We start from the raw sequence: 23,555 nt of genomic DNA on the forward strand, positions 1-23,555 counted from the left end.
TGTGGCGAGGTTTAGAGCCCCGGCGTCCAGGTCACCCCAAACACCCAGGCCCGACCTTCCTCGCGATAGCCATACTGGCTGCCGTCATAGCTGTACAGTGCACGGCTGTAACCCTTGTCCAGCAGGTTATCGACCTTCAAATCCAGTTTGATCTCGCGGTTCAGCGCCCAACTGCTCCGCAAGCCGATCAAGCCGTAGCCACCCAATGACTGGGTGTTGTCCTTGTCGTCGTAGCTGCTGCTCACCGTCTGCCAACTGGCACCCAGACTCAGTCGATCGAACTGGCGATCCAGATCCCAACTCATCGTGCGCCGTGCGCGACGAGCCAGGGTGTGCCCGGTGTCGCGATCACGCGGGTCGATGATCGCCACGCCAAGGTTGCTCTGCCAGCCGAACAGCTCCTGCTTGAGCGCGGCTTCAAAGCCGTTTATCCGGGCCGAAGCGACGTTTTCCGGGCGTGAGTTGCTGCCGAAGATAATCGCGTCTTCCAGGTCCGTGCGGTAAATCGACGCTTCGAGGCGGCTGCTATCGCTCAACTGGCTGCGCCATTGCAGCTCATAGCTTTTCGAGGTTTCCGGTTTCAGGGCCGGGTTGCTGAAGTCCGGGTAATACAAGTCATTGAAGGTCGGCGCGCGGAAGCCTTCGCTGTAGCTCAACAGCAGGTCGTTGTCCGGGTTCAGCGGCAGGGTAAAGGTGCCGCTCCAGGTGTTCTGGCCGCCGAACTGCTGGTTGTCATCGTGGCGCAGGCCGAGTTCCGTGGAAAAACTGTCGGCTTGGTACCGATGCTGGATGAACGCGGCGCGGTTCCAGCGGCTGTTCTCCTCGAACGCGGTGCTGCTGTTGATCCGGTCTTCGTACCAGTCGCCGCCGAGGATCAGGCTGTTGCGCGCATCAAGGGTCAGGTCGTTCTGCCAGTTCACCGAATCGCGGTAGGTGTTGAACACCGTGCGCTCGTCGCTGAGCTTGTCGAGGGTTTTCTCGCGGTTCTCAGTGTGGCCGAACTCGACGCGGGTTTTCCAGGCGTCGTTGACTCGCGCATCGACGTAGCTGCTGACACTGCTGACATTGAAGTCGCTGTAGGGCTGCTGCTGCACCGACGCGAAGGTGCTTGTGTCGAAGCGGCCGAATGGATTGTCGAACTCGCTTTTGCCACGGTTATCCAGCAGATTGGCGCCGACTTCAATGTCATCGGTCAGCGCATGGCTGAGGCTCAGGCTGATGGACTTGTTGCGGTAGGCGTCGTGATCACTGTCGCTGGGATAGGACTCGTGAGTGCGGTCGAGCCCGGCGGTCTCATCGAGACTGGCGCCAAGATTGAAACGGGTTTTCTCGTCACCGCCGGCAAGCCCCAGACTGCGTTCCCAGGTTTGATGGCTGCCGAAGCCCAGGTGCAGACGCGGTTGCAGACTTTGCTCGGTGCCGCGTCGGGTGAAGATCTGGATCACCCCGCCAATCGCATCGCTGCCGTAAATCACTGAGCGCGAACCACGCAGCACTTCAACACGCTCGATCTGGTCGATGTTCAGGTGCTGCAGGTTACTGTCGCCGGAAGTCGAACTGCCGATGCGCTGGCCGTCGACCAGCACCAGACTCTGCGCCGACTGCGTACCACGAATGTAGATCCCCGGCAGACTGCCGCGCCCGCCGGCCTGCGCCACTTGCACGCCCGGCACCCGTTGCAGCAGGTCGGTGACGCTGCCCGGTTGCAGGCGGTCGATGTCTTCGCGAGTGAACACGGTATTGGCCGCGCTGCTGTCGTTGCGCGCTTCGACCTGGCGGTTGGCGGAGATCAGTGTGTCCGGCAGTTTCAGGGCTTCGTCGCGTTCGAAGGTCTCGGCGAAAGCGCTGGCGGTCGTCAGCAAGAGGAGGGGCAGGGCGAGGCACGAGCGGTTCATCGGTGATCCGTAGGTCTTTCAGGTGTACACAGATTTCGTAGCGGCACAAAACACTGTGGGAGCGGGCTTGACCGCGAAAGCGTCGGCACAATCAACATAGATGCTGGATGTGCCAACCTCTTCGCGGGCAAGCCCGCTCCCACAGGGGCGGTGTGTTAGCGGATTAGCGGTTAAGCAGTTGCAGACGCTCGCGGATCGCGGCCTCGATGCCGGCCTCGTCCAGCCCGCACTCTGCCAGCATTTGCGCAGGCTTCGCGTGCTCGACGTAGATATCCGGCAAGCCCAGGTGCAGGATCGACTTGAGGATGTTTTCCCGCGCCAGGAACTCGCTGACCGCGCCACCGGCGCCGCCCATGATCGCGTTCTCTTCGATCGTCACCAGCAGCTCGTGGCCAGCGGCGATCTCGCGCACCAGTGCCTCATCCAGCGGCTTGACGAAGCGCATGTCGACCACGGTCGCATCCAGCTTCTCGGCGACTTTCAGGGCTTCGGTCAGTTGCACGCCGAACACCAGCAGAGCGACTTTACTGCCCTGACGACGGACGATGCCTTTGCCGATTTCGATCGGCTCGAGATCCTTGTCGATGGTCGCATTCGGGCCGGTGCCGCGCGGGTAACGCACTGCCGCCGGGCCGTTGTACAGGTGGCCGGTGGTGAGCATCTTGCGCAGTTCGTTTTCATCGCTCGGGGTCATGATGACCATGCCCGGGATGCAGCGCAGGTACGACAGGTCGAAGCTGCCGGCGTGAGTCGGGCCGTCTTCTCCCACCAGACCGGCGCGGTCGATGGCGAACAGCACGTCGAGGTTCTGCACCGCGACGTCATGCACCAACTGGTCGTAGCCGCGTTGCAGGAACGTCGAGTAGATCGCCACCACCGGTTTGGCGCCTTCGCAGGCCATGCCGGCGGCGAACGTCACGGCGTGCTGTTCGGCAATGGCCACGTCGAAGTAGCGCAGCGGGAAGCGTTCGCTGAACGCCACCAGGTCCGAGCCTTCCTTCATCGCCGGGGTGATCCCGACCAGACGCGGGTCAGCCGCCGCCATGTCACACAGCCATTCGCCGAACACCGCCGAATACTTCGGCCCGCTGGCCTTTTTCGGCGCAGCGGCCGGAGCATCCAGAGGTTCGAGTTTGGTGATCGCGTGGTAACCGATCGGATCGACTTCCGCCGGGGCGAAGCCTTTGCCTTTCTTGGTGACGATGTGCAGGAACTGCGGGCCTTTCAGATCGCGCATGTTGCGCAGGGTGGCGATCAGGGTCGGCAGGTCGTGGCCGTCGATCGGGCCGATGTAGTTCCAGCCCAGCTCTTCGAACAGGGTGCCGGGAACCAGCATGCCCTTGGCGTATTCTTCGGTGCGACGGGCGATTTCCCAGGCACCGGGCAGGCGTGACAGGACTTTCTTGCTGCCCTCACGCATGCTCGCGTAGGTACGGCTGGAAAGAATCTTCGCCAGATAATTCGACAGCCCGCCAACGTTGCGCGAGATCGACATGTCGTTGTCGTTGAGGATCACCAGCATGTTGGCGTTCACTTCCGGCGCGTGGTTCAGCGCCTCGAAGGCCATGCCGGCGGTCAACGCGCCGTCGCCGATCACCGCGATCGCCTTGCGATCGCTGTTTTGCAGGCGGGCGGCAATCGCCATGCCCAGCGCGGCACTGATCGAGGTGCTGGAGTGGCCGACGCCAAAGGTGTCGTACTCGCTCTCGGCGCGACGCGGGAAGGCAGCGATGCCGTCCTTCTGGCGCAGGGTTTCCATGCGCTGGCGACGACCGGTGAGGATCTTGTGCGGATACGCCTGATGACCCACGTCCCACACCAGCCGGTCATCCGGGGTGTCGAACACGTAATGCAACGCGATGGTCAGCTCGATGACGCCCAGGCCGGCACCGAAATGCCCACCGGTCTGGCCGACCGTGTAGAGCAATTCCAGGCGCAACTCATCGGCCAGGGTTTCCAGCTCGGCTTCGCCTAACCGGCGCAGGCCGTCCGGCGTGTTCGCGCGGTCGAGCAGGGGCGTGGTCGGGCGCTTGCGGGGAATCTCATGAAACGTCGTGGGCATCAGGCGAATCGTTATAGGTATAAAAGATGCGGCAGTTTACCTGATGCATCGCCCCCTGCCCACGCGTTGGTCTTTTTTGGCTGATTCGCCGTCAGTTGCGCCGCTCGACGATATACCGGGCCAGCTCGCGCAAGGGCTCGGCTGCCGCGTCAAACGGTCGCAGGGCGTGCAGGGCCTGATCGCGCAGTTCCAGGGCGTAGGCCTTGGCCGCGTCGAGGCCGAGCAGGGCCGGGTAGGTCGGCTTGTCGCGCGCGATGTCGGCGCCCTGGCGTTTGCCGAGGGTTTCGGTATCGCTCTCGACGTCGAGGATGTCGTCCTGCACCTGGAAGGCCAGACCGATGGCCTGTGCATAAGTCTGCAGGGCCTTGAGTTCATCCGGTTCGGCACGGCCGCTGGCGAGGGCGCCGAGCTTGACGCTGACTTCGATCAACGCCCCGGTTTTGTGCCGATGCATCTGTTCAAGGGCTTGCTGGTCGAGTTTCAGACCGACCGAACCGAGGTCGATGGCCTGACCGCCGACCATGCCCGCCGGGCCTGCCGCGTGCGCCAGCGCCGTGACCTGTTGCAGACGGATGTCGGCGTCGAGGTCGCTCAGGCGCGGGTCGAGCAGGGCGCTGAAGGCCAGGCTCTGCAAGCCGTCACCGGCGAGAATCGCGCAGGCTTCGTCGAATTTCTTGTGGGTGGTGGGCTGGCCGCGACGCAGATCGTCGTCGTCCATCGCCGGCAAGTCGTCGTGCACCAGCGAGTAGGCGTGAATCAATTCAACTGCGCAGGCTGCGCCATTGGCCTGCTCAGCCTTGCCGCCGAGCGCTTCGCACGCCGCATAGGCCAGCAGCGGCCGCACGCGTTTGCCGCCGTTCATCACGCTGTAGCGCATGGCTTCGTAGAGGCGTGCCAATTGCGGCAACGGGGCGTTGAACAGGGTTTCCAGTGCCGCATTGACCCTGGCCTGGCTGGTCGCCGAATACGCCGCAATCATTCTGGCTGTTCCGCGTCGAAGGGTTCCTCGGCGAGTTCGCCATCGCGCTCCAGCAGCACCTGCACTTTCTGCTCGGCCTGGGCCAGCGCTGCCTGGCAGTCACGGGTCAGGCCGATGCCCTGCTCGAAAGCGGTCAGCGAGTCTTCCAGCGACAATTCACCGTTCTCCAGACGCTCGACCAGTGTTTGCAGGTCGGCGAGGGACTGTTCGAAATCCAGTGCAGCTTTTTTGCGGGCCATGGCGGCAGTTTCCGGTTGACGTTAAACCGGCGCGACACTAGCAGATAGGGGGTTTATGGGCAAATGAGGTGCCCCGTCCAAAGCCGCGCACATAACCCTGTGGCGAGGGGATTTATCCCCGTTGGGTTGCGCAGCAACCCTGGAATCAGACAACCGATACTCTCAGGAAAATCGAAGTCGCCGGTTTTACGACTGCTGCGCAGCCGAGCGGGGATAAATCCCCTCGCCACAAAGTTAATGTGAAATGTCGGGGCTGAGGCGTATTCGGCTCATTTTGTGAGCCGAATAACCGCGCTATTCGGCTCACGCTCAACAAAACTGCGTGATTCCCACCGCAAATGCAGATGTATCCGATTGTTAAAAAACTGCCGAATCGCTAATCTTCGCGCCTTCTACGACCCGGCAGTCACGGGTCTTTCAGACGAAACGCAGTTTCCACCGCTGTGAAGTACCGAGGATCGGGTGCAAGGTTTCGTTCAGGCATGGCAGGAGGCATTACATGCGTTCATTTCTTTGGCTGCTGATTGGCCTGGCCTGCGCGCCTGCGCTGCTCGCGGCGCCGAGTGCTGAACTGTCGGAACCGTCCGGTGGCTGGCGTTACCACGGCCTGCTCGATCGCAGTGAAAACCCGCAAGTCGCTTACCCCACGCCGCCGATCGACCGTGGCATTCAGCGCAATCGCACGATGATTCAGGGCCAGCTCAAGGCCATCGGCAATCAGCGCGGGCCGCACACGCTGGCGGTGAACGGCAATCCATTGAATCTGTACACCGACGATGATGGGCGTTTCGCCCGGCCGTATGCGTTCGGCGCCGGCTCCAACAGTGTCGAAGTGCGCAGCGCCGAGGGCCAGTCGCTCAAGCGTGTGCAGTTCTATGAAGCGAACAACCTGCGCACCCCGGCGAAGATCCGCGTGGTACTGGGCTGGGACGATCCCAAGGCCGAACTCGATCTGCACATCATCACGCCGGACGGCCAGCATGCGTTCTTCGCCCACACGGCGCTGACCAACGGCGGCGGGCTCGATCCGGACGGCGTCGATGGCCCCGGCCCGGAAATGTTCACCATGACCGCGCCGCTGCATGGCACTTATCTGGTTTACGTCAACTATTGGGGCAACTTCGGCGACGGCGGCTATAACTTCGAGGAGGCGAGCAATCAGAACGAGGTCATCACCTCGCAGATCACGCTGGTGCTCAACGAAAACACGGTCGACGAAAAACGCGAAACATTCATCGTGCCCCTGCGGGCGATCGGTGATCTGCTGCTGGTCAAGACTTTCAACTATTAAGCATCCCGCACCACGGATGAACTTCGGGTTTTGTGAACATGAGTGATAACGCTGCTTCTCCGGCCGTCCCGACACCTGCCGGCCAACCTTCCCGGCGCTGGCCGGCGCTGCTGATCGGCCTGGCCCTGGTGGCCGGCGTGGCCGGTGGGCTCGGCTGGCTGCTGCACAAACCCAAGTTGCCGCCCGCTGCACTGGCCAGCGACAAACTCGGCCTGAGCCGCCCCGATGCGCTGCTGGAAACCCGCTCCCTGAGCCAGTTGCCCAAGGACCTGCTGACGGTGCCGTTCCTCAAGGCCACGCTCACCGAGGATTTCGTCTTCTATTACGAAACTCACGCTGACCGCCTCGGCCTGATCGGCAGTCTGCGCCGGATCATCTACGAGCATGATCTGAAACTGCAGGACAGCCTGATCGAACAGCTTTTCGATCAACCGGCCGATGTGGCGCTGTGGCGTGGTGCTGATGGCCGGCTCAAGGATTTCCTGCTGGTAATGGATCGTGGCGGGCTGGCAAAACTGCTGGAGCCGCTGGCGAAAGTTGCGCTGGATGACACGCAGCTCAGTCAGATGGGCGAACTCAAGGTCGGTGGCGATACGGTGCCGCTGTACCAACTGACCTACAACGCCAGCAAAGCCCTGCTGTTCGCTTCCCACGGCGACAAACTGGTGGTGGTGTCCAACCCGGCCAAGTACTACGACCCGCAAAGCGGTGCGTCTGAAGAGTCGGGCCACGTCTCGCCACAAGCGCTGGCGGCGCTGCTCAATGGCGAAAAACTGTTCCCTGAAGCGTTCGGTCTGCCGGCGAAAACCCCGGAAACCAAACAGCGTCTGTCGGTCAACGCCAGCGTCCTTGCCATGGGCTATCAGCGCTTTATTCCGAACTTCGCCGGCCTGCGTTTCGACATGGACGACAAGGGCTGGCACAGCTACCTCGCCATGGATGAGCTGGATAACCAGCCGGACTTCGATTTCAAACCGGTGTGGCAAGCCATGCCGCTCGGTGCCAGTGCCTGCGTGACCCTGCCGGTGGCCGCCGAACCGCAGAAACCATTACTGGTGAAACTGGGCGCCGAAGAGGCCGTGGCGCAGACCCTTACCGAGCACGTGGCCGGCGCGGCGGGCCTGTGCTGGTACGCCGATTCGCGGCTGTACACACCTTTGCTGGTGGCGAGCCTGAAGGACGAAGACAGCAGCAAGCTCGATGGCGATCTCGGCAAGTTGTTCGGCTCGATGGTCGGTGCTTTCGAACCCAACGTTGCAGAAAGCGTGTTCCCGGTGGTCGAGAAGCAGGAAGGCCAGAACCACGTCTGGCAGCGTCAGGTCAGCTCGAACTTCGGCCCTTACGCGGCAAAAACTGCCGAAAACCCGGACGCGATCAGCGGCCGCGCCTTCATGAAAGTCAGCCTCGCCCGTCATGGTTCGACGCTGCTGTTTTCCCTCGACGACAAACTGGTCGACAAGGCCCTCGGCACCCTCGACAAGCGCTTCCCGCCGATGGCCGACGTGCTGCCCAAAGACGTGCTGATGCCGATCTACTTCGGCCCGGACGCGATGGCGCAACTGATGCAACAGGAAACCCTCGACAGCCTGCCGCAGGACATGGAGCCGGTGTTCTACAACGCCGCGCAAACCTACCTGATCCCGAAACTGCGCACCCTCGGCGGCTACGGCAAATACGCGCTGACCCTGCCGCAAGGCAGCGAGCCTGACGGCCACTGGCAATGGCTGCCGCTGGAATGGAAAGCGCTGTGACGGCATTGATCCGCAGCCTCGGCCTGCTCGCGCTGTTGTTCAGTGCGGGCGCTCGTGCCATCGAAGCACCGGCGCTCGATCCGGCGCAATCCCAGGTGTTCCGCGCCTGGTTCGTGCGCATCGCTCAGGAGCAACTGAGTCAGGGCCCGAGCCCGCGCTGGTATCAGCAGGACTGCGCCGGGCTGGTGCGTTTCGCCGCCAACGAAGCGCTGAAAGTCCATGACGACAAGTGGCTGCGCAGCAACGGCCTGTCCAATCGCTATCTGCCGCCGGAGCTGTCGCTGAGCGATGAGCAGCGCAAGCTCGCCCAGCAATGGCAGCAGGGCGGCGGCAAGGTCGGGCCGTACGTCAACGCGATCAAACTGATTCAGTTCAACAGCCATCTGGTCAGCCGCGACGTGTCTCAGGCGCGCCCCGGCGACCTGATGTTTTTCGATCAGGGCGACGACCAGCACCTGATGATCTGGATGGGCCGCTACATCGCCTATCACACCGGCACGACCACCCCCACTGACAACGGCATGCGTTCGGCAAGCCTGCAGCAACTCATGACATGGAAGGACACCCGATGGATACCCGACGCAGCCAACCCCAACTTCATCGGCGTCTATCGACTGAACTTTCTCTCCCAATGACCGGTGCCCGCATGTTGCGACTCTGCGCTCGAATTCCTCTGCTGCTGGCGCTGTTGCTGCCACTGGCGACTGTCAACGCTGAAGATTCGGTGGAGCCGAGCGGCTACACGCCGGTCTCCGGTGAAAGCTTCTTCCTGCTCGCCGACAGCAGTTTCGCGGCGGACGAACAGGCGATGGTGCGCCTCGAAGCACCGGGCCGCGACTACCGTCGCTTTCGCATGGAACCCTATGGCGGTGCCGACATCCGCGTGTACCGCATCGACAAGCCGCTGGATTTCCTCAAGCGCCAGAAGAACCTGCACCGTGTGGTCAGCGACGGCCAGTTCAAGGGCGAAGGCCTGTCTAACACCCTCGCGTACCTGTGGGACAACTGGTACCGCAAATCCCGTCGGGTGATGCAGCGCGCGTTCTCCTACGAGTCGCGCAAGCAAGTCACCGAGGAAGTGCCGGAACTGAAGATGGGCAACGCCATGGTCGCGCCGACGCCGTACGACGCGCAGCCGCAATTCGCCTTGATTCCGGGTTTGCCGGTGGTCAGCCAGTTCCGCTATCCGCTGTGGCAGGCCAAACCGATCCAGCCGCCGGCCGGGGTCAATCTGGCCGGTTCTTCCAGCGACTTCGTCAGCGTCGCACCGGGTAACGTCTACATCCCGTTGGGCCAGTTGAAGCCGGGCCTGTATCTGGTTGAAGCGCTGATCGGCAAGTACCGCGCGACCACCATGGTCTTCGTCTCCAACACCGTGGCGGTGAGCAAGATTGCCGGTGATGAATTGCTGGTCTGGGCCGCGCGTAAACACGAAGGCAGTTCGGTGCCGAAGGTCAACGTGCTGTGGACCGACGGCCTCGGTGTGATGAGCAGCGGCGCCACCGATGCCGATGGTTTGCTGCGCCTGAAACACGTCAGCCCCGAGCGTTCGTTCGTCATCGGCGAAGACGAAGAGGGCGGGGTGTTCGTCTCCGAGAACTTCTATTACGACAGCGAAATCTACGACACCAAACTCTATGCCTTCACCGACCGGCCGCTGTATCGCCCGGGAGACTGGGTGTCGCTGAAAATCGTTGGTCGCGAGTTCAAGAATGCGCGGGATTCGGTGTTGCCTGGCGCGGCGGATGTCACCGTCAGCGTGCTCGACGCTACTGGCACCGAGCTGCAGCACCTCGACCTGAAACTCGATTCCAAGGCCGGCACTCAGGGCCGTTTCCAACTGCCGGACAACGCCGTGGCCGGTGGTTACGAGATCCGTTTCAACTATAAGGATCAGGCTTACAGCAGTGCTTTCCGTGTCGCCGAGTACATCAAGCCGCACTTCGAGATTTCGCTGAACCTGGACAAACAGGATTACCGCACCGGCGAGCCGGTCAAAGGCAGCCTGGTGCTGCTCTACCCGGACGGCAAACCGGTGGCCAACGCCAAACTGACCCTGAGCCTGCGTGCCCAGCAATTGTCGATGGTCGACAACGAGCTGCAATACCTCGGGCAATTCCCGGTGGAACTGACCAGCACTGAACTGACCACCGACAGCAAGGGCAATGCGACCCTCGACTTGCCGGCCGCCGACAAACCGAGCCGCTACATGCTGACCGTATTCGCCAGCGATGGTGCGGCGTATCGGGTCAAGACCACCAAGGAAATCCTCATTGATCGTGGCGCCGCGAGCTTCCGTTTGAACGCGCCGCAACGTTTCAGCGCGGTTAACGACAAAGTCGCGTTCAGCTACGCCAACGAGGGCGGCAGCGAGCAGAGCAAAGCAGTGACCCCGAGCAGTTACGGCTGGGTGCGTCTGGAAGACCAGAGCACCGGTGAAGGCAAACTCGCAGCGACTGACAAGGGTTTCAGCATCACCTTCGAACGTCCGGGCACTTACAACCTGACGCTGAAAGATCAGCACGGTCGCGTCCTCGGCGCCACCGGCCATTCGGTCACGGGTGAGGGCGTCAAAGCGGTGCCGGGCACTGTGGAAATCGTCCTCGACAAGCCTGAGTACAAGGCCGGCGATGAAGCGCTGGCGCTGATCACCTTCCCGGAGCCGGTCAGCGATGCCCTGCTGTCGCTGGAGCGCGACAAGGTCGAAGCCACCGCGCTGCTGGCCAAGGGCGGCGACTGGCTGCAACTGGAAAAACTCAGTGACACCCAATACCGCGCACGCATTCCGGTGAAGGACAACTTCGCGCCGAACCTGACCTTCTCGGTGCTGTACACCAAGGGCGGTCAGTACAGCTTCCAGAACGCCGGGATCAAGGTGGTCGCGCCGCAAATCGACGTGGCAATCAGCACCGACAAAGCGGTGTACCTGCCGGGCGAAACCGTCACGGTTGACCTGACCACCCAGTTCGCCGGCAAAGCGGTGCCGGCGCACCTGACCGTCAGCGTGGTCGATGAAATGGTCTATGCGCTGCAACCGGAAGTCGCACCGACCATTGACCAGTTCTTCTATCACCCGCGTCGCAACAACGTGCGCACCAGCGCCAGCCTGTCGTTCATCAGTTACGACGTCGCGTTGCCGGGCAGCCCTGGCGCACCGGGCAAGGCCAACCGCAGTGAACGCGGAGTGAAAGTGCTGGAGCGTCCGCGTCGTGAAGACGTCGACACCGCCGCCTGGCAGCCAGAGTTGTTGACCGGTGCTGACGGCAAAACCCGTTTCACCTTCAAGATGCCGGACTCACTGACTCGCTGGCGCATCACCGCGCGGGCCATTGCCGATGACGGTCAGGTCGGGCAGAAGAAGCAGTTCGTCCGTTCGGAAAAACCGCTGTACCTGAAGTGGAGCGGGCCGAGCACATTCCGCAAGGGCGATCAGCCGCAACTCGGCGTGTTCGCCTTCAGTCAGGCCGAGAAACCGGTCAAGGCTGAGCTGGTCACCCATTACGCCGGCGCCGAACAACGCCTGCCGGTAACTCTGAACAACGGCATCAACTACCTGCCGCTGCCGGCGTTCGCCCTGGCCTCCGGTGAGTGGACGGCGGAGCTGGTGCAGGACGGCAAAACCGCTGACGCTTTGGCCGTGCGCCTGATTGCGAGCGGTGACGGCTGGCAAGTGACGCAGACGCAGAGCCTTGATGTCGCCAGTGGCGACACTGCGCTGAGCCTGCCGGCGGACGCCACCGATATTCGCCTGCGTCTGGATGACAGTCCGCAAGCGCTGTTCCGTTCGGCCCTCGATGATCTGCTGAGCTATCCGTACGGCGGCGTCGAGCAGACTGCCAGTCGTTTGCTGCCGCTGAGCATCGCGTATCCATCGCTGGCGTCGAGCCCGCAGATCCGTGATCGCCTGCGTCTGATCATGCAGAACAGTCGTCTGCGTCTGGTACAAATGGCCGGGCCGTCCGCGAGCTTCACCTGGTGGGGTTATGACGGCGAGCCGGATGCGTTCCTTACTGCCTATGCCTACTACGCCGACTGGAACGCCAGTCAGGTGCTGGAGCTGACCCTGCCGCCGGAACACTGGCAGCGCGTGCTGGAGGTGTACGCCAAGCAAGCGCCGAACACGCCGTTGCTGCAACGGGCGCTGATTCTGTCGTTTGCCAAGCAGATGCATTTGCCGGTGAACACCTTGCTCAGCGGTCTGATGGAGGATCTGGCCAAGGCCGGTGAGGGCAACGCCGAAACCCTGATGGGCGATGGCGAAGACAGCCTGGTGATGAGCGATCCGGACTCGGCGCTCGGTCTGGCGGCGGCGCGGGTGTTGACCGCGTCGCTGGCGACCCAGGCGAAAGTGACGCTGCCGGAGGCGTTCAATCGTCAGGTCGGCGCGGCGCAACAGCGTCTGGCGGTCAGTTCGCAGCCGTTTGCCGAAGCGCTGAACCTGTCGCTGCAGCCGTTCGATCAGGCGCGGGCGACGGCGTTGCTGCAACGTCTGCTACCACAACAATCGACCCTCGAACGCGCCCTGGCGCTGAGCTGGTTGCAACGCAGCATCACCCAGGCCTCGCCGACCATCGCACTGATGCCGGGTGAAGGCTGGAAGAAAAACTACGGCGCAACCGGTGAGATGTTCTGGACGTGGCAGGGTGTGACACCGGTGCCGAGCGTGTTGACGGTGTCCGGTACGCAAGAGCGTCCGCTGCGCGCGGCGCTGAGTTTCCAGACCCGGCAACCGGCCGTCGATCCAATGGCCGTGACCATCACCCGGCGCCTGTCGCGACTGGTGCCGGGCGACGAAGCGTTCACCTTCAAGCTGGAGCCGGTCGGCAGCAAACCGCTGTCCAGCGACAGCCTGTACCTGGACGAAGTGATCCTCACCAGCAAGGCGCCGAAACCGCTGCGCTACGGCATGCTTGAAGTGCCGCTGCCACCCGGCGCCGATGTCGAGCGCACGACGTGGGGCATCAAGTTGCAGGGCAAGGACGGCACCGAGCCGACCGCGCTGGAGAAGGCGCGCTTCGAGCCGGGGCAACTGGCCTACGCGGTGCCGGTCGATGCGCTGAGCGGCGAGTTGCGTTTGCGCCATCTGGTGCGTTTCTCGCAGAAGGGCCAGTTCAACCTGCCGCCGGTGCGTTTCACTCAGGTCTACGCGCCGCAGCATCAGGCCCAGGAAGCGAAAGCCGCCCTCGGTCAGGTCACGGTCAACTGACATGAACCGGCCGCTGCTGTGGCTGCTGATGTGTGTGATACCTGCGCTGGCGACGGCGCAGGAGGAACCGCTGCGGCTGGCGTACAAGGGCGAGTTGTTGTCGTTGAATCACACGCAACTGATCGCCCGCGATCCCTTGCCGGCGACGCTGGATACGCCGCTGGGCAGTCTGTGGAAATTGTTCGTCTATGCGTGGCTGGTGGATACCGGTGCGCGCGAGCCCGCATATGAATGTCGCGGGCAGTCGAAGGAAGAGGTTTATTGCTGCTCGGCGGGCGGCAAGATCGAACGTGATCAGGCGTTGGTGAAATCCTGCGGGATGTACTTTGAGCCGGCGCGGCTGGGCATCGCTTCTGCCGATTGGCGCACGTATTGGCAGGCGCGGCAGGCGCCGTCGTGGTTGCTCGACTTACCGTCGGTGCAACCGGCTACGCGGGTTTCCGTGGCTGAGTTGCTGAAGGTGTTGGCGGTGCTGCCGGCGCAGGATCAGATGCGCCGCGTATTACTCGACGTGGTACTGAACGCGGCGGACGGCAATGTCGTCGGTGAGCTGGGCGGGCGCTTGCGGGTGAAGACCTGGAGCTGGCTCGGCGATCAGGACCCGCAGTCGCGCCAGGGTGGTTTCGCCGGTTGGACGGCGGACGGTGCGCCGGTCTGGGCTGGCGGGCGCGGCACCAGTCAGATGGTTCTGCGGCAGTACGGTCAGGCATTGTCGACGGTGTTGCCAGCGGCATGGCCGGCGGAGGCCGGGCGTTGTGTCGAAGTCGGTCTGTTCTCGCGTTATCCGCTGGCGCGGGTCCTGGCGGGCGAGCGGGTGGTGACGTCCGGCCCGTTGCAAGGCGACTACCGCGTCGAATTCGCCAATGGCAATGCGCTGGATATCCACAGCGCCGGTGAACTGTTTCTGCTCAACGACAAACTGGTCGCCCGGCTCGATCGCGAAGAATACGTCGCCCGCGTCCTTGAGCGCGAAGCCAAACCGGAACCTGCAGAAGCGGCCAAGGCGCTGGCCGTGGCGATCCGTACCTATCTGCTGCAAAACGCCACGCGCAACGGCGATTGCCTGAGCATCGACGACAGCAGTAATCGCCAGCGCGTCGCCCCGCGCCCAGCTTCGGCCGAGTCACGCAACATCGCGGCGTGGACGGCGGATCTGGTACTGGCCGGCAGCACCGTCACCTATCACTCCGATCAACCCGGCCCGGACAAGCTCGCCTGGCAACAAGCCGTCGAACAAGCCAACGCCGGTCAGCGCTACGACGCCATTTTGCTGCACGCCTATCCACGCGCCAGCCTCAGCCGGTGGGACAACCCGGTCGCTTCCTGTGAAGCACTGCCCGCCGCGCAAGACTGGCTGCAAAAGCAGCGTCGCGGCTGGCGTCCGACGCTGGAAAGCGAAACCGGCTACAACGAAGTCAGCACCTTCGCGGTGTGCAAACTGGCGTTTGGCCGCCCGTTTGTCGATCGCGAGCGCCAGCGCATTTACGTGCGCGGCGTGCTGACGTTGCAGGATCGCCTCGACCTGACGCACGAATACCTGCACCTGGCCTTTGAAGCACATCCCAATGGCCAGGATGAAACCTACATCGAAGGGCTCGCCCGTCACCTCTTGCTGGAATAGACCATGACACTCCGTTATCCACAGGTCTTGCTGTTGCTCTGCACGTTGACCGCGTTATCACCGGTGATGGCTGCCGACGGCGTCAAACTCGACACCCCGATCGGTGGCTGGCGCAGTGGCGCCCCCGAAGGCGAGGGCGAAAGCTTCCGTCAAACCGTCAACTACCCGGCCTCGTCGGTCAACACCCCGCTCGGCCAGGCCAACACCGCCCGCATCAGCGGCCAGATCAAGGCCACGCCGAAGAACAACGAACCCGGTCGCCTGATCGTCAACGGCGTCAGCATGCCGCTGAAAATCGGCGACAGCGGCCGCTTCGACCGCCCGTTTTCCTTCCCCAACGGCAGCAACAGCGTCGAAGTGCGCAGCCCCGACGGCCAGCAACGCCAGCGCACCCAGTTCCTCAACACCAGCGGCGGCGCCACCCCGGCGAAACTGCGCGTACTGCTGGCGTGGGACAGCGACGGCACCGACCTCGACCTGCACCTCGTCACCCCGGATGGCGCGCACATCTGGTACGGCGACCGCAGCGCCGCCAACGGCGCCGCGCTCGACGTCGACGTCACCACCGGCTACGGCCCGGAAATCTTCGCCATGCCGGCGCCGATCAAGGGCCAGTATCTGGTGTATGTGAATTATTTCGGCGGTGGCTATCGCGGGGATGATGAGGGTGGAGAAGAGGCGGCGCAGGCGTTGACCACGGCGCAGGTGACGGTGATTACCGAGGAAGGCACGCCGAGCGAGAAGATGGAGACGTTTGTGGTGCCGATGCGGGCGGTGGGGGAGTTGACGTTGGTGAAGTCGTTCAGTTATCCGTGAATTTACTCTTGACGGTGTGAGGCCAGGCGCCGCCAGGGGCGGGCAGCGCCTGCCTCGGGTTCACACTTTGAAACGACCAACCAGACCTTCCAGTTCATGCCCCAGCCGCGCCAGTTCAATACTCGACGACGCGGTTTCTTCACAGGTACTTGCCGTCTGATCTGAAATGTCGCGAACGTTGATCACGCTGCGATTGATTTCCTCGGCTACGGCACTTTGCTGATCCGCTGCGGTGGCGATCTGCTGATTCATGGACTGGATAATGGATACCTTGGCGGTGATGTTTTCCAAGGCGTGGACGGCGCGATGGGTAAAGTCCACGCTGCTTTCGCTCAGGAGCAGGCATGCTGTCCATGCCTGACGCGACGGCATGAGTGCCGCTTTGCACACCGGCGACCAGGCTTTCAATTTCTTCAGTGGAGCGCTGGGTGCGCAAGGCCAGATTACGCACCTCATCGGCAACCACTGCAAAACCGCGACCCGCCTCTCCTGCGCGAGCCGCTTCAATGGCGGCATTCAGCGCCAGCAAGTTGGTTTGCTGGGCTACGGCCTTGATCACATCCAGCACACCGCCAATTTTGTCGCTTTGTTCCTGTAGGTGGCGTACAGCCTCTGCCGAGCGGTTGAGTTCCTCCGCCAGACGCTTGATCTGAGCGATGGCGTCACCGACGATCTGCTCCCCCTCGCAGGCTTGCTGATCTGCGACAGTTGCGGCAGCCGACGCTTCTTCGGCATTGCGTGCAACGTTTTGCACAGTGGCGGTCATTTCGTTCATTGCAGTGGCAACGTGATCAGTCTCGACTTTCTGATTGTTCACACCTGTATTCGTTTGCTCGGTAATGGCCGATAGCTGTTCGGCAGCGCTTGCTACCTGGATGACACCGCTGCGAATACCATCGATCAGTTCGTGCAGGTTCAGCGTCATCCGGTGTAGACCCGATTGCAACAGGCCCAACTCATCACGCCGATCAACCTGAACCTGCTGGCTTAAATCACCTTCGGCAATACGATTGACCGCCTCAAGTGTGCCTCGTAGCGGGGTGACGATCTGTCGAGTAATAACCCATGCCGCCAGTGTGCCGAGCAGCAAAGCCAGGGCGGCTACAAGGCTCAGCAGGGTTTTGGCGGATTCGGCATCGGTAGCGCGCTTGGCGTTTTGCGAATCAATGAGTTTTTGCGTGGTGTCGAGCAACTGATCGCCCAACTGCGCCATTCGTTTGAACATGGGTGCCTGATCAATTTTGGGCCTGAGCAGTTCATGCAGCAGTTGTCCATATTCCGTCGCTGCACTGATCTGTTGCTGAATCAGCTCTTGATCTACCGCAATGATGAATTCTCCTTTGACACTGGTCAGGTGGGCCAACAGGCTATCCAGCGTTTGCTGCAAGGGTTGATAGGCATCCGGTTGAGGATTGCTACCTATGCGTAAACGAATGATTCGCAAGTCTTTCGTGTAATTACTGACTTGAGCAATCTTCTCAATCTTGATACCGCGCTCGGTCAGTGCGTTAACCGCATACCAGCCAGAGGCTGCGATTAACAAAGTAAGTCCTAATACCACTCCAAACCCCAGACTAAGTTTAGCGCTGACACGGATATCGCTGATCCAGCCGAACATAAGGACTCCAGGTAGTAATGGGTTTAGATTGATCTTGGTGCTCTGATGTCGACCATGAGTCGTTAATCTTTAACCTTGCGGCTGCTATTAATTGGGGGGGGCGAGTAATTTTCAGTCTGTTGCTCAGAAAAGTATTCGGCGTCGCTGCTATATGATGCCGGGTAACTGAAAGGTTACAGCTTAAAGCCCGCCTGAGTTGTGAGCGCTCTTTGGCGGTTGGCCAAAGGCATCAAATGCAGATAAAACAACATGACTCATTCTTTAGTCGAATAGGCAGAGTTGTCGTGATCTGGGTAGCCCGTATCCACGGACTTTCCTGCGAAATCAGTTGCTGTATGGACTGCAAAGCTTAGATGTGAACCAGCTGCTTCAGGTAAAAAAACAGTTGGTCCTGACAGGCTCTGTACTGGCTTTCGAGCTTTTCCACTTCCCACATTCGAGCTAGCCACACATCATCACATGCTGCGTTTACTTGATTGGTTGTAGTTTTCCAAGCGATGCGCGCACTCTCTATCGCGTGGAGTAATTGCAGTAGCTTCTCATCTATCGGTATCGTACCCAACGGGTATTGGCTCAAAGACATTCTGGTTCCAAAACTAACTGGTGGTCGGATTGGATTTTGTGGGGGGTACTATAATCGCTGTTGTCAGTGGGCCAGTATTCGACTAATAGCCAAGAGGCTTTATAAATTAGATTTTTTAGTTTCAGTTATTCATAAGTCTTATTTTTGTTGTCGGGCAATCTGGATGGGCGGTGACTTTTTAAAAGTTGCCCGCGATGGAAAGTTGCCTGATTCGTTTCAGCGCGGTCAGCCAGGTACCAAACCTGTGCTGGTTGTACTTCGCGTTAATTTATCCATGCGCCAGATCGGGGAGCACACCAGCAGACTCTGATCGTCAGAAGCCTCTGACCTAGTTTTTCTGCGGGCATTAAAAAGCCGGCTTGTGGCCGGCTTCTCGGGGACTGGCTTGGCTTATTTTTGGTAAACCGCGCCAGCCTTCAAAACGTACACCCGGATCTGCGTCCGGCTGTGGGACTTGGTCAGACGTTGGTCTGCCGCGTCAGGCGTCATCTGGGCCGCGGGAGCGGGTCGATGCGCAAATGTGGGGCGCAGGATACTGAGTTTTGCTTGGGATTCCCAGCCTGAAGTGCGGGTTAGAGCGACCGCAGTCGAACAAATTCGAGATTTGTACCGATTATCAGGGCCTCATCGCGAGCAGGCTCACTCCTACAGTGGGCTTTGCAGGCCGTGAGATCAGAGAAACGGCACCACCGGCCGGCGTTTGCTCAGGGTCGACCACCAGAACACCCAGCCCAGTATGTGAATCCGTTGCTCTTCGATCTGTGCGGGGTGGAAGACTTCGTCCGGGTATTCGGCGCTGTTGTGGCTGCGCAGGCGCAGGCCGTTGCCGGGCATGCGGTGCAGGTATTTGATGCGCAGCATGCCGTCGTGTTCGATGGCGTAGATCTCGCCGTCAACCACTTGGGTCAGACCGCGGTCGATGGCGACGACGGAGCCGTCTTCGATGCGGTCGGCCATGCTGTTGCCGATCATGTGCGCGCAGATGGCGTCCGCGTGACGGATGTCCAGGTTGTCGAGGTGTGCACGCAGCAGGCGGATGGTCTGGTCCGGGTCCTGGATTACGTGGGTTTTGCCGGAACCGTTGGTGAGCGGGGTTTCCTTGAAGAAGGTCAGGTCGATGTCATTGGGGTCGACGACCGTGTAGACGCCGCGGATGGCGTGGGCATCGAAGGTGTCGCCGTTGCTGGCGGGCGGCGTCAGGCCAGGCGACTCCTTGGGGCCTTCGCCGGTTTTCAGCCATTCGCTGTTGACGGACAGCAGGCGTGAGACTTCTTCCATGCGATACGCCGGGACGCCCCGGGTGTACCAGTTGTGGACATTTTGGGCTTCCGTGCCCCAGAACTTTGCGAATCCCGTGGTGGTGATGTTCGCTGCTTCCAGGAGTGCCTTGAATCGTGGACCGCTAGTGTTCTTTCTCATAAACACGGAGTCTACGGCCGTGCCAGAGCGGTTTGAATAAACCGGTCGTTCAAAAACGGGCTGAATTTTGCGACGGGATGTAAGACGTTAATGTGGGAAATTAAACAAGTTAAAACCGTGCTGCTCGGGATTTAAACGAAACGTTTAAGTGGATACTTTTCGCTTACAAAAAACCCCGGATCAACCGGGGTTTTCGTCAAGCATCACGCAGGGTGCAGGTGCTTAGCCTTTGTAGGCAGCAACCGACTTGGTGATCGCGTCGCGAGCGGCGTCAGCGCCAGCCCAGCCTTCGATCTTGACCCATTTGCCTTTTTCGAGATCTTTGTAGTTCGCGAAGAAGTGCTCGATCTGCTGGATCAGCAGTGGCGGCAGGTCGGTGTATTCCTTCACATCGACGTACAGCTGGGACAGCTTGTCGTGTGGGACTGCGATGACTTTGGCATCGCCGCCGCCGTCGTCGGTCATGTTCAGGACGCCGACTGGACGCGCGCGGATCACCGAGCCTGGTGCAACCGGGTAAGGGGTCACAACCAGCACGTCGAGGGGGTCACCGTCGTCAGCCAGGGTGTTCGGGATGAAACCGTAGTTGGCCGGGTAGAACATTGGGGTGGCCATGAAACGGTCAACGAACAGGCAATCGCTGTCTTTGTCGATTTCGTATTTGATCGGCGCGTGGTTGGCCGGGATCTCGATCGCGACGTAGATGTCGTTTGGCAGGTCTTTGCCAGCCGGAATCTTGCTGTAGCTCATTGGGCGTTGCCCCCGTAGTTGACCAAAAACACTTGGCCGGATTGACCAAAAAGTGGCGGCGATTATAGGCATATTCTGCCGGCGACGCCATGTACCGAAAGTCGTGCAGACCTTAGTCGTGCGCCTGATAGACCGGGTCTGTGGCCTGAAGTTGCCGCAACCGGCTCAACGGATCCTGCCGGTAGAAAAGCTTCAGTTGCAAGTAGACCTGTGGATAAGCCTCATGAAGCAGATCCGGGGCACTGAAGAAGTATTCGCTGGTGACCGCGAAGAACTCGGCGGGGTTTTCGGCGGCGTACGGGTCGATGGCGGTTTCGGTGTCAGGATCGTGGTCGAGCTGGCGGTTGAGATCGTCGTAGGCGTGTTGCATGACCTCGGCCCAATCGCTGACGCGCATGTCGGCGTGCAGCGGCGGCAGGCCGTTGGCGTCGCCATTGAGCATGTCGAGCTTGTGCGCCAGTTCATGGATCACCAGGTTGTAACCTTCCCAGCCACCACTGGCCATCACCCCGGGCCAGGCCAGGATGATCGGCCCCTGTTGCCAGGCTTCGCCGCTGTGTTCGCCATCCCACTCATGCTCGACGCCGCTGGCATCGCGATGACGTTGCGGGCTGAGGAAGTCGTCGGGATACAGAACGATCTCGTGAAATCCCTGATACCAGTTCAAGTCACCGAGATGCAGCAGCGGCAATTGTGCCTGGGCGGCGAGCAGCAGGCGTTGTTCCTGATGCAATTCGACGCCGGGCAGGGCGCTCAGGTGTTTGTCTTCGAGGAATAACACGCAGGCTTCACGCAGCCACTGATCTTCGGCGGCGCTGATACCGTCCAGAAAACTCAGATGCTGGCGCACCCGTTGCCATAGCTCGTCGGCAATCGGGTGCCTGGCCAGAATGCGCCGGCGTCGCCAGGCGCTCAGTGACCACATGGCTCAGCGGATTTCGGCTTTGGCACCGCCGAAACGGCTGCGTACGACACCGATGATCATCGGTATCAGCGACAGCAGGATGATGCCCACGACCAGCAGCGACAGGTTCTTCTTGATGAACGGTACGTTGCCGAAGAAGTAACCCAGGGTCACCAGACCGCCCACCCAGAGGATGGTGCCGAATACGCTGAAGCCGAAGAAACGCGGGTAGGGCATTTTCCCCACGCCGGCGACGAACGGCGCGAACGTGCGGATGATCGGCAGGAAACGCGCCAGGGTCACGGTCTTGCCGCCGTGCTTGTCATAGAAGTCGTGGGTTTGCTTCAAGTAGTCGCGGCGGAAGATTTTCGAGTTCGGGTTGCTGAACAGCTTCTCGCCGGCCGTTCGTCCAATCACGTAGTTGGTGCTGTCGCCCAGAATCGCCGCCAGCATCAGCAGGCCGCCCAGCAGGACCGGATCCATGCCACCGCCCGCCGCCACGGCACCGGCGATGAACAACAGCGAGTCGCCCGGCAGGAACGGCGTGACCACCAGACCGGTTTCACAGAAGATCACGGCAAACAGAATCGCGTAGATCCACGGCCCGTAGTTGGTCACCAGCAAATCGAGGTAGACGTCGAGATGCAGGATAAGGTCGAGCGGGTTGAAATCCATGGGGCACCTGTGGTGATGGCCCGACTCTGCAGGCCTGTGCGGATGATTTAGGTGTAAGCCTACAGCGGGGTGTAGTTTTTCTTACAAGCCGGAAAGCTCGGGATTATACGGTCTGAGAGGTGAAAAGCGCGTTGGTTTTGTAGCGGGGGATGTCGGGGTGTGAACAATTGTCAGGCAGGCATTGATTGTGGCGAGGGAGCTTGCGCCCGCTGGGGGAGCAGCACTCCCAGGCTTTGATTTGCCCGACACGTTGAGTTGACTGAGACAGGGCTGCTTGGCAGCCCGGAGGGAGCAGGCTCCCTCGCCACAACATGCCTTCGATCAACGTGAGCGTCTGAGCCCTAGAGCTCGTCGCTGATCGGCAACACGTAGTTCTTGAACTCGGTGTCTTCCTTGAACCCGATGGATTCGTAGGTTTTCTGCGCCACTTCGTTGTTGCTGCTGGTGGAGACACGCATGCGCACGGCCTGGGTTTCCTTGGCCATTTTCTTTGCGGTGCGGATCAGGTTGTCGGCCACTAGCTGGCGGCGGGCATCTTCGGCGACATAGATGTCGTTAAGGATCCACACGCGCTTGAGCGACAGCGAAGAGAAACTCGGATAGAGCTGGCAGAAGCCCATCAGCTTCTTGTCATCATCGTCGGCCAGGGCCAGGTAAATCACCGACTCCTTGCGGCGCAGACGCTTTTCGAGGAACGCCCGGGAGGAATCCGGGTAAGGCAGGGAACCGTAGAACTCGCGATATTTGACGAACAACGGGGTCAACAAATCCAGATGTTCGAGGGTCGCTTGAATAATCCGCATGATAGGTCTCGTCTTCAAGTGGCTGTCTTCAACTGCTCTGACGGCGATGGGAAACCCTGCGGCCGTGCAGCGATCCTGCCTGAAAGCAGCGCAGAAAGGCAATGCGGAAACGGTTCAGGTTATGGGCGGGCTCAGTAGGAAATTTCCCTTCATGTCCGCACCTGTGTCCGACTCCAGCGTCTGCACCTGTGCTTCGTCCTTCAGGTTCACGCCCGACAGTTGTCGCCGACAGGCCTCGCGCATCAGATACAGCAAGCGATGCGCCGCCATGCCGTAACTCAAGCCTTCCAGCCGTACGTTGGAAATGCAGTTACGGTAGGCATCGGTCAGCCCGACCTTTGGATTGTAGGTGAAATATAACCCCAGGCTGTCCGGTGAACTGAGGCCGGGACGCTCTCCGATCAGCATCACGACCATTTTTGCCCCGAGCAACTGGCCGATTTCATCACCAACGGCAACCCGACCCTGTTCCACCAGCACTACGGGGGCTGCCGACCAGCCGTCGGCGCTCATCTGCTGCTCCAGTCGGGTCAGAAACGGCAGGGTATGCCGATGTACCGCCAGCGCCGACAGACCGTCCGCCACCACAATCACCAGATCGACGCCGCCCGGATGCGCTTGCGCATGGTCACGCAGGCGTTGCGCCGAGTCTTCGCTGAGCTTGCGCCCCAGATCCGGGCGTTGCAGGTAGCTGTTGCGATCCGTTGCCGCGCTATGCAGCAACAGGCTCTCGCGCCCGCGTTCGCTCAGTTGCGCGCTCAGCCCGGCATGATCGAACGGCAGATGCACCGCATCCCGCGCCTGGGCGTGGGCGAACTGGAAATCCAGTTGGGCGCTGGTCGGCAGGCTGGTGCCGGTGCGGCCGAGGGCGATACGCGCCGGGGTCAGGCGGCGCAGTTCCAGCCAGGGGTTTTGCGGGTCGACAGGCGGTTTTTCCATAACA

The 23,555-nt window shown here is 61.1% G+C and carries 17 protein-coding genes and 1 pseudogene; 6 read left to right on the top strand and 12 right to left on the bottom strand.

The genetic code is table 11. The features are described 5' to 3' along the window. Positions 1 to 11: 11 nt before the first annotated feature. The 4 genes from K5Y35_RS10960 to K5Y35_RS10975 all read right to left on the bottom strand — a co-directional run bounded on the left by K5Y35_RS10960 (position 12) and on the right by K5Y35_RS10975 (position 5,175). Positions 12 to 1,895, bottom strand: a complete 1,884-nt coding sequence (locus K5Y35_RS10960; protein WP_222834215.1) for a TonB-dependent receptor domain-containing protein — start codon at positions 1,893 to 1,895, stop codon at positions 12 to 14. Positions 1,896 to 2,058: 163 nt separating this feature from the next. Continuing rightward, a complete protein-coding gene (dxs, locus tag K5Y35_RS10965) occupies positions 2,059 to 3,957 on the bottom strand; it encodes a 1-deoxy-D-xylulose-5-phosphate synthase (protein ID WP_186746113.1) in 1,899 nt (632 codons plus the stop codon). 91 nt (positions 3,958 to 4,048) lie between these two features. After that, the gene (ispA, locus tag K5Y35_RS10970) at positions 4,049 to 4,936 is read right to left on the bottom strand and encodes a (2E,6E)-farnesyl diphosphate synthase (protein ID WP_123463771.1); all 888 of its coding nucleotides are present in this window, start codon (positions 4,934 to 4,936) and stop codon (positions 4,049 to 4,051) included. Then, complete coding sequence (locus K5Y35_RS10975; RefSeq protein ID WP_003228627.1) at positions 4,933 to 5,175, bottom strand: exodeoxyribonuclease VII small subunit; 243 nt, start codon at positions 5,173 to 5,175, stop codon at positions 4,933 to 4,935. Before K5Y35_RS10975 ends, ispA begins: the two co-directional genes overlap by 4 nt. 499 nt (positions 5,176 to 5,674) lie before the next feature. Between K5Y35_RS10975 and K5Y35_RS10980 the strand changes: the two genes are divergently transcribed. The 4 genes from K5Y35_RS10980 to K5Y35_RS10995 are packed head-to-tail and all read left to right on the top strand — an operon-like array spanning position 5,675 to position 13,423. Continuing rightward, positions 5,675 to 6,466, top strand: coding sequence for a YfaP family protein (locus K5Y35_RS10980; protein ID WP_064589424.1), 792 nt, complete (start codon positions 5,675 to 5,677; stop codon positions 6,464 to 6,466). Positions 6,467 to 6,504: 38 nt separating this feature from the next. Further along, positions 6,505 to 8,217, top strand: a complete 1,713-nt coding sequence (locus K5Y35_RS10985) for a DUF2138 domain-containing protein (RefSeq protein ID WP_222834216.1) — start codon at positions 6,505 to 6,507, stop codon at positions 8,215 to 8,217. Beyond that, positions 8,202 to 8,852 carry a DUF1175 domain-containing protein gene (locus K5Y35_RS10990; protein WP_128615239.1) on the top strand — a complete coding sequence of 217 codons (651 nt, stop codon included), beginning with the start codon at positions 8,202 to 8,204 and terminating at the stop codon, positions 8,850 to 8,852. The genes K5Y35_RS10985 and K5Y35_RS10990 overlap by 16 nt, the downstream gene beginning before the upstream one ends. After that, positions 8,849 to 13,423 (top strand): alpha-2-macroglobulin family protein, encoded by a 4,575-nt coding sequence (locus tag K5Y35_RS10995; protein ID WP_222834217.1) that lies wholly within the window; start codon positions 8,849 to 8,851, stop codon positions 13,421 to 13,423. Before K5Y35_RS10990 ends, K5Y35_RS10995 begins: the two co-directional genes overlap by 4 nt. Here the strand turns inward: K5Y35_RS10995 and K5Y35_RS28160 are convergent. After that, the gene (locus K5Y35_RS28160) at positions 13,416 to 13,721 is read right to left on the bottom strand and encodes a hypothetical protein (protein ID WP_410055924.1); all 306 of its coding nucleotides are present in this window, start codon (positions 13,719 to 13,721) and stop codon (positions 13,416 to 13,418) included. The two genes, K5Y35_RS10995 and K5Y35_RS28160, sit on opposite strands and share 8 nt — an antisense overlap. Here K5Y35_RS28160 and K5Y35_RS11000 point away from each other — a divergent pair. After that, the gene (locus K5Y35_RS11000; RefSeq protein ID WP_410055925.1) at positions 13,623 to 15,044 is read left to right on the top strand and encodes a DUF2300 domain-containing protein; all 1,422 of its coding nucleotides are present in this window, start codon (positions 13,623 to 13,625) and stop codon (positions 15,042 to 15,044) included. The two genes, K5Y35_RS28160 and K5Y35_RS11000, sit on opposite strands and share 99 nt — an antisense overlap. A 3-nt stretch (positions 15,045 to 15,047) precedes the next feature. Continuing rightward, positions 15,048 to 15,860, top strand: a complete 813-nt coding sequence (locus K5Y35_RS11005; protein WP_222834219.1) for a YfaP family protein — start codon at positions 15,048 to 15,050, stop codon at positions 15,858 to 15,860. Positions 15,861 to 15,920: 60 nt separating this feature from the next. On the opposite strand, the pseudogene K5Y35_RS11010 reads toward K5Y35_RS11005, so the two are convergent. The 7 genes and pseudogenes from K5Y35_RS11010 to eutC form a co-directional block, all read right to left on the bottom strand. Continuing rightward, positions 15,921 to 17,478: pseudogene (locus K5Y35_RS11010) on the bottom strand (methyl-accepting chemotaxis protein). A 1,255-nt stretch (positions 17,479 to 18,733) separates the two neighbouring features. Beyond that, entirely contained in the window at positions 18,734 to 19,480 is a 747-nt protein-coding gene (locus tag K5Y35_RS11015; RefSeq protein ID WP_123463785.1) for a helix-turn-helix transcriptional regulator, read from the bottom strand. Positions 19,481 to 19,702: 222 nt separating this feature from the next. After that, entirely contained in the window at positions 19,703 to 20,230 is a 528-nt protein-coding gene (gene ppa, locus K5Y35_RS11020; protein WP_095188472.1) for an inorganic diphosphatase, read from the bottom strand. Positions 20,231 to 20,342: 112 nt separating this feature from the next. Next, positions 20,343 to 21,155, bottom strand: coding sequence for a zinc-dependent peptidase (locus K5Y35_RS11025; protein ID WP_128614174.1), 813 nt, complete (start codon positions 21,153 to 21,155; stop codon positions 20,343 to 20,345). Positions 21,156 to 21,158: 3 nt separating this feature from the next. Next, a complete protein-coding gene (locus K5Y35_RS11030) occupies positions 21,159 to 21,809 on the bottom strand; it encodes a DedA family protein (protein ID WP_123463789.1) in 651 nt (216 codons plus the stop codon). A gap of 341 nt (positions 21,810 to 22,150) precedes the next feature. Next, the gene (locus K5Y35_RS11035) at positions 22,151 to 22,612 is read right to left on the bottom strand and encodes a GNAT family N-acetyltransferase (RefSeq protein WP_003228592.1); all 462 of its coding nucleotides are present in this window, start codon (positions 22,610 to 22,612) and stop codon (positions 22,151 to 22,153) included. A gap of 114 nt (positions 22,613 to 22,726) precedes the next feature. Then, positions 22,727 to 23,551 (bottom strand): ethanolamine ammonia-lyase subunit EutC, encoded by an 825-nt coding sequence (gene eutC / locus K5Y35_RS11040; protein WP_222834220.1) that lies wholly within the window; start codon positions 23,549 to 23,551, stop codon positions 22,727 to 22,729. Positions 23,552 to 23,555 lie beyond the last annotated feature (4 nt).

It is taken from the genome of Pseudomonas sp. SC3(2021), from assembly GCF_019856535.1.
In the GTDB taxonomy this organism is placed as follows: Bacteria; Pseudomonadota; Gammaproteobacteria; order Pseudomonadales; family Pseudomonadaceae; genus Aquipseudomonas; species Aquipseudomonas monsensis.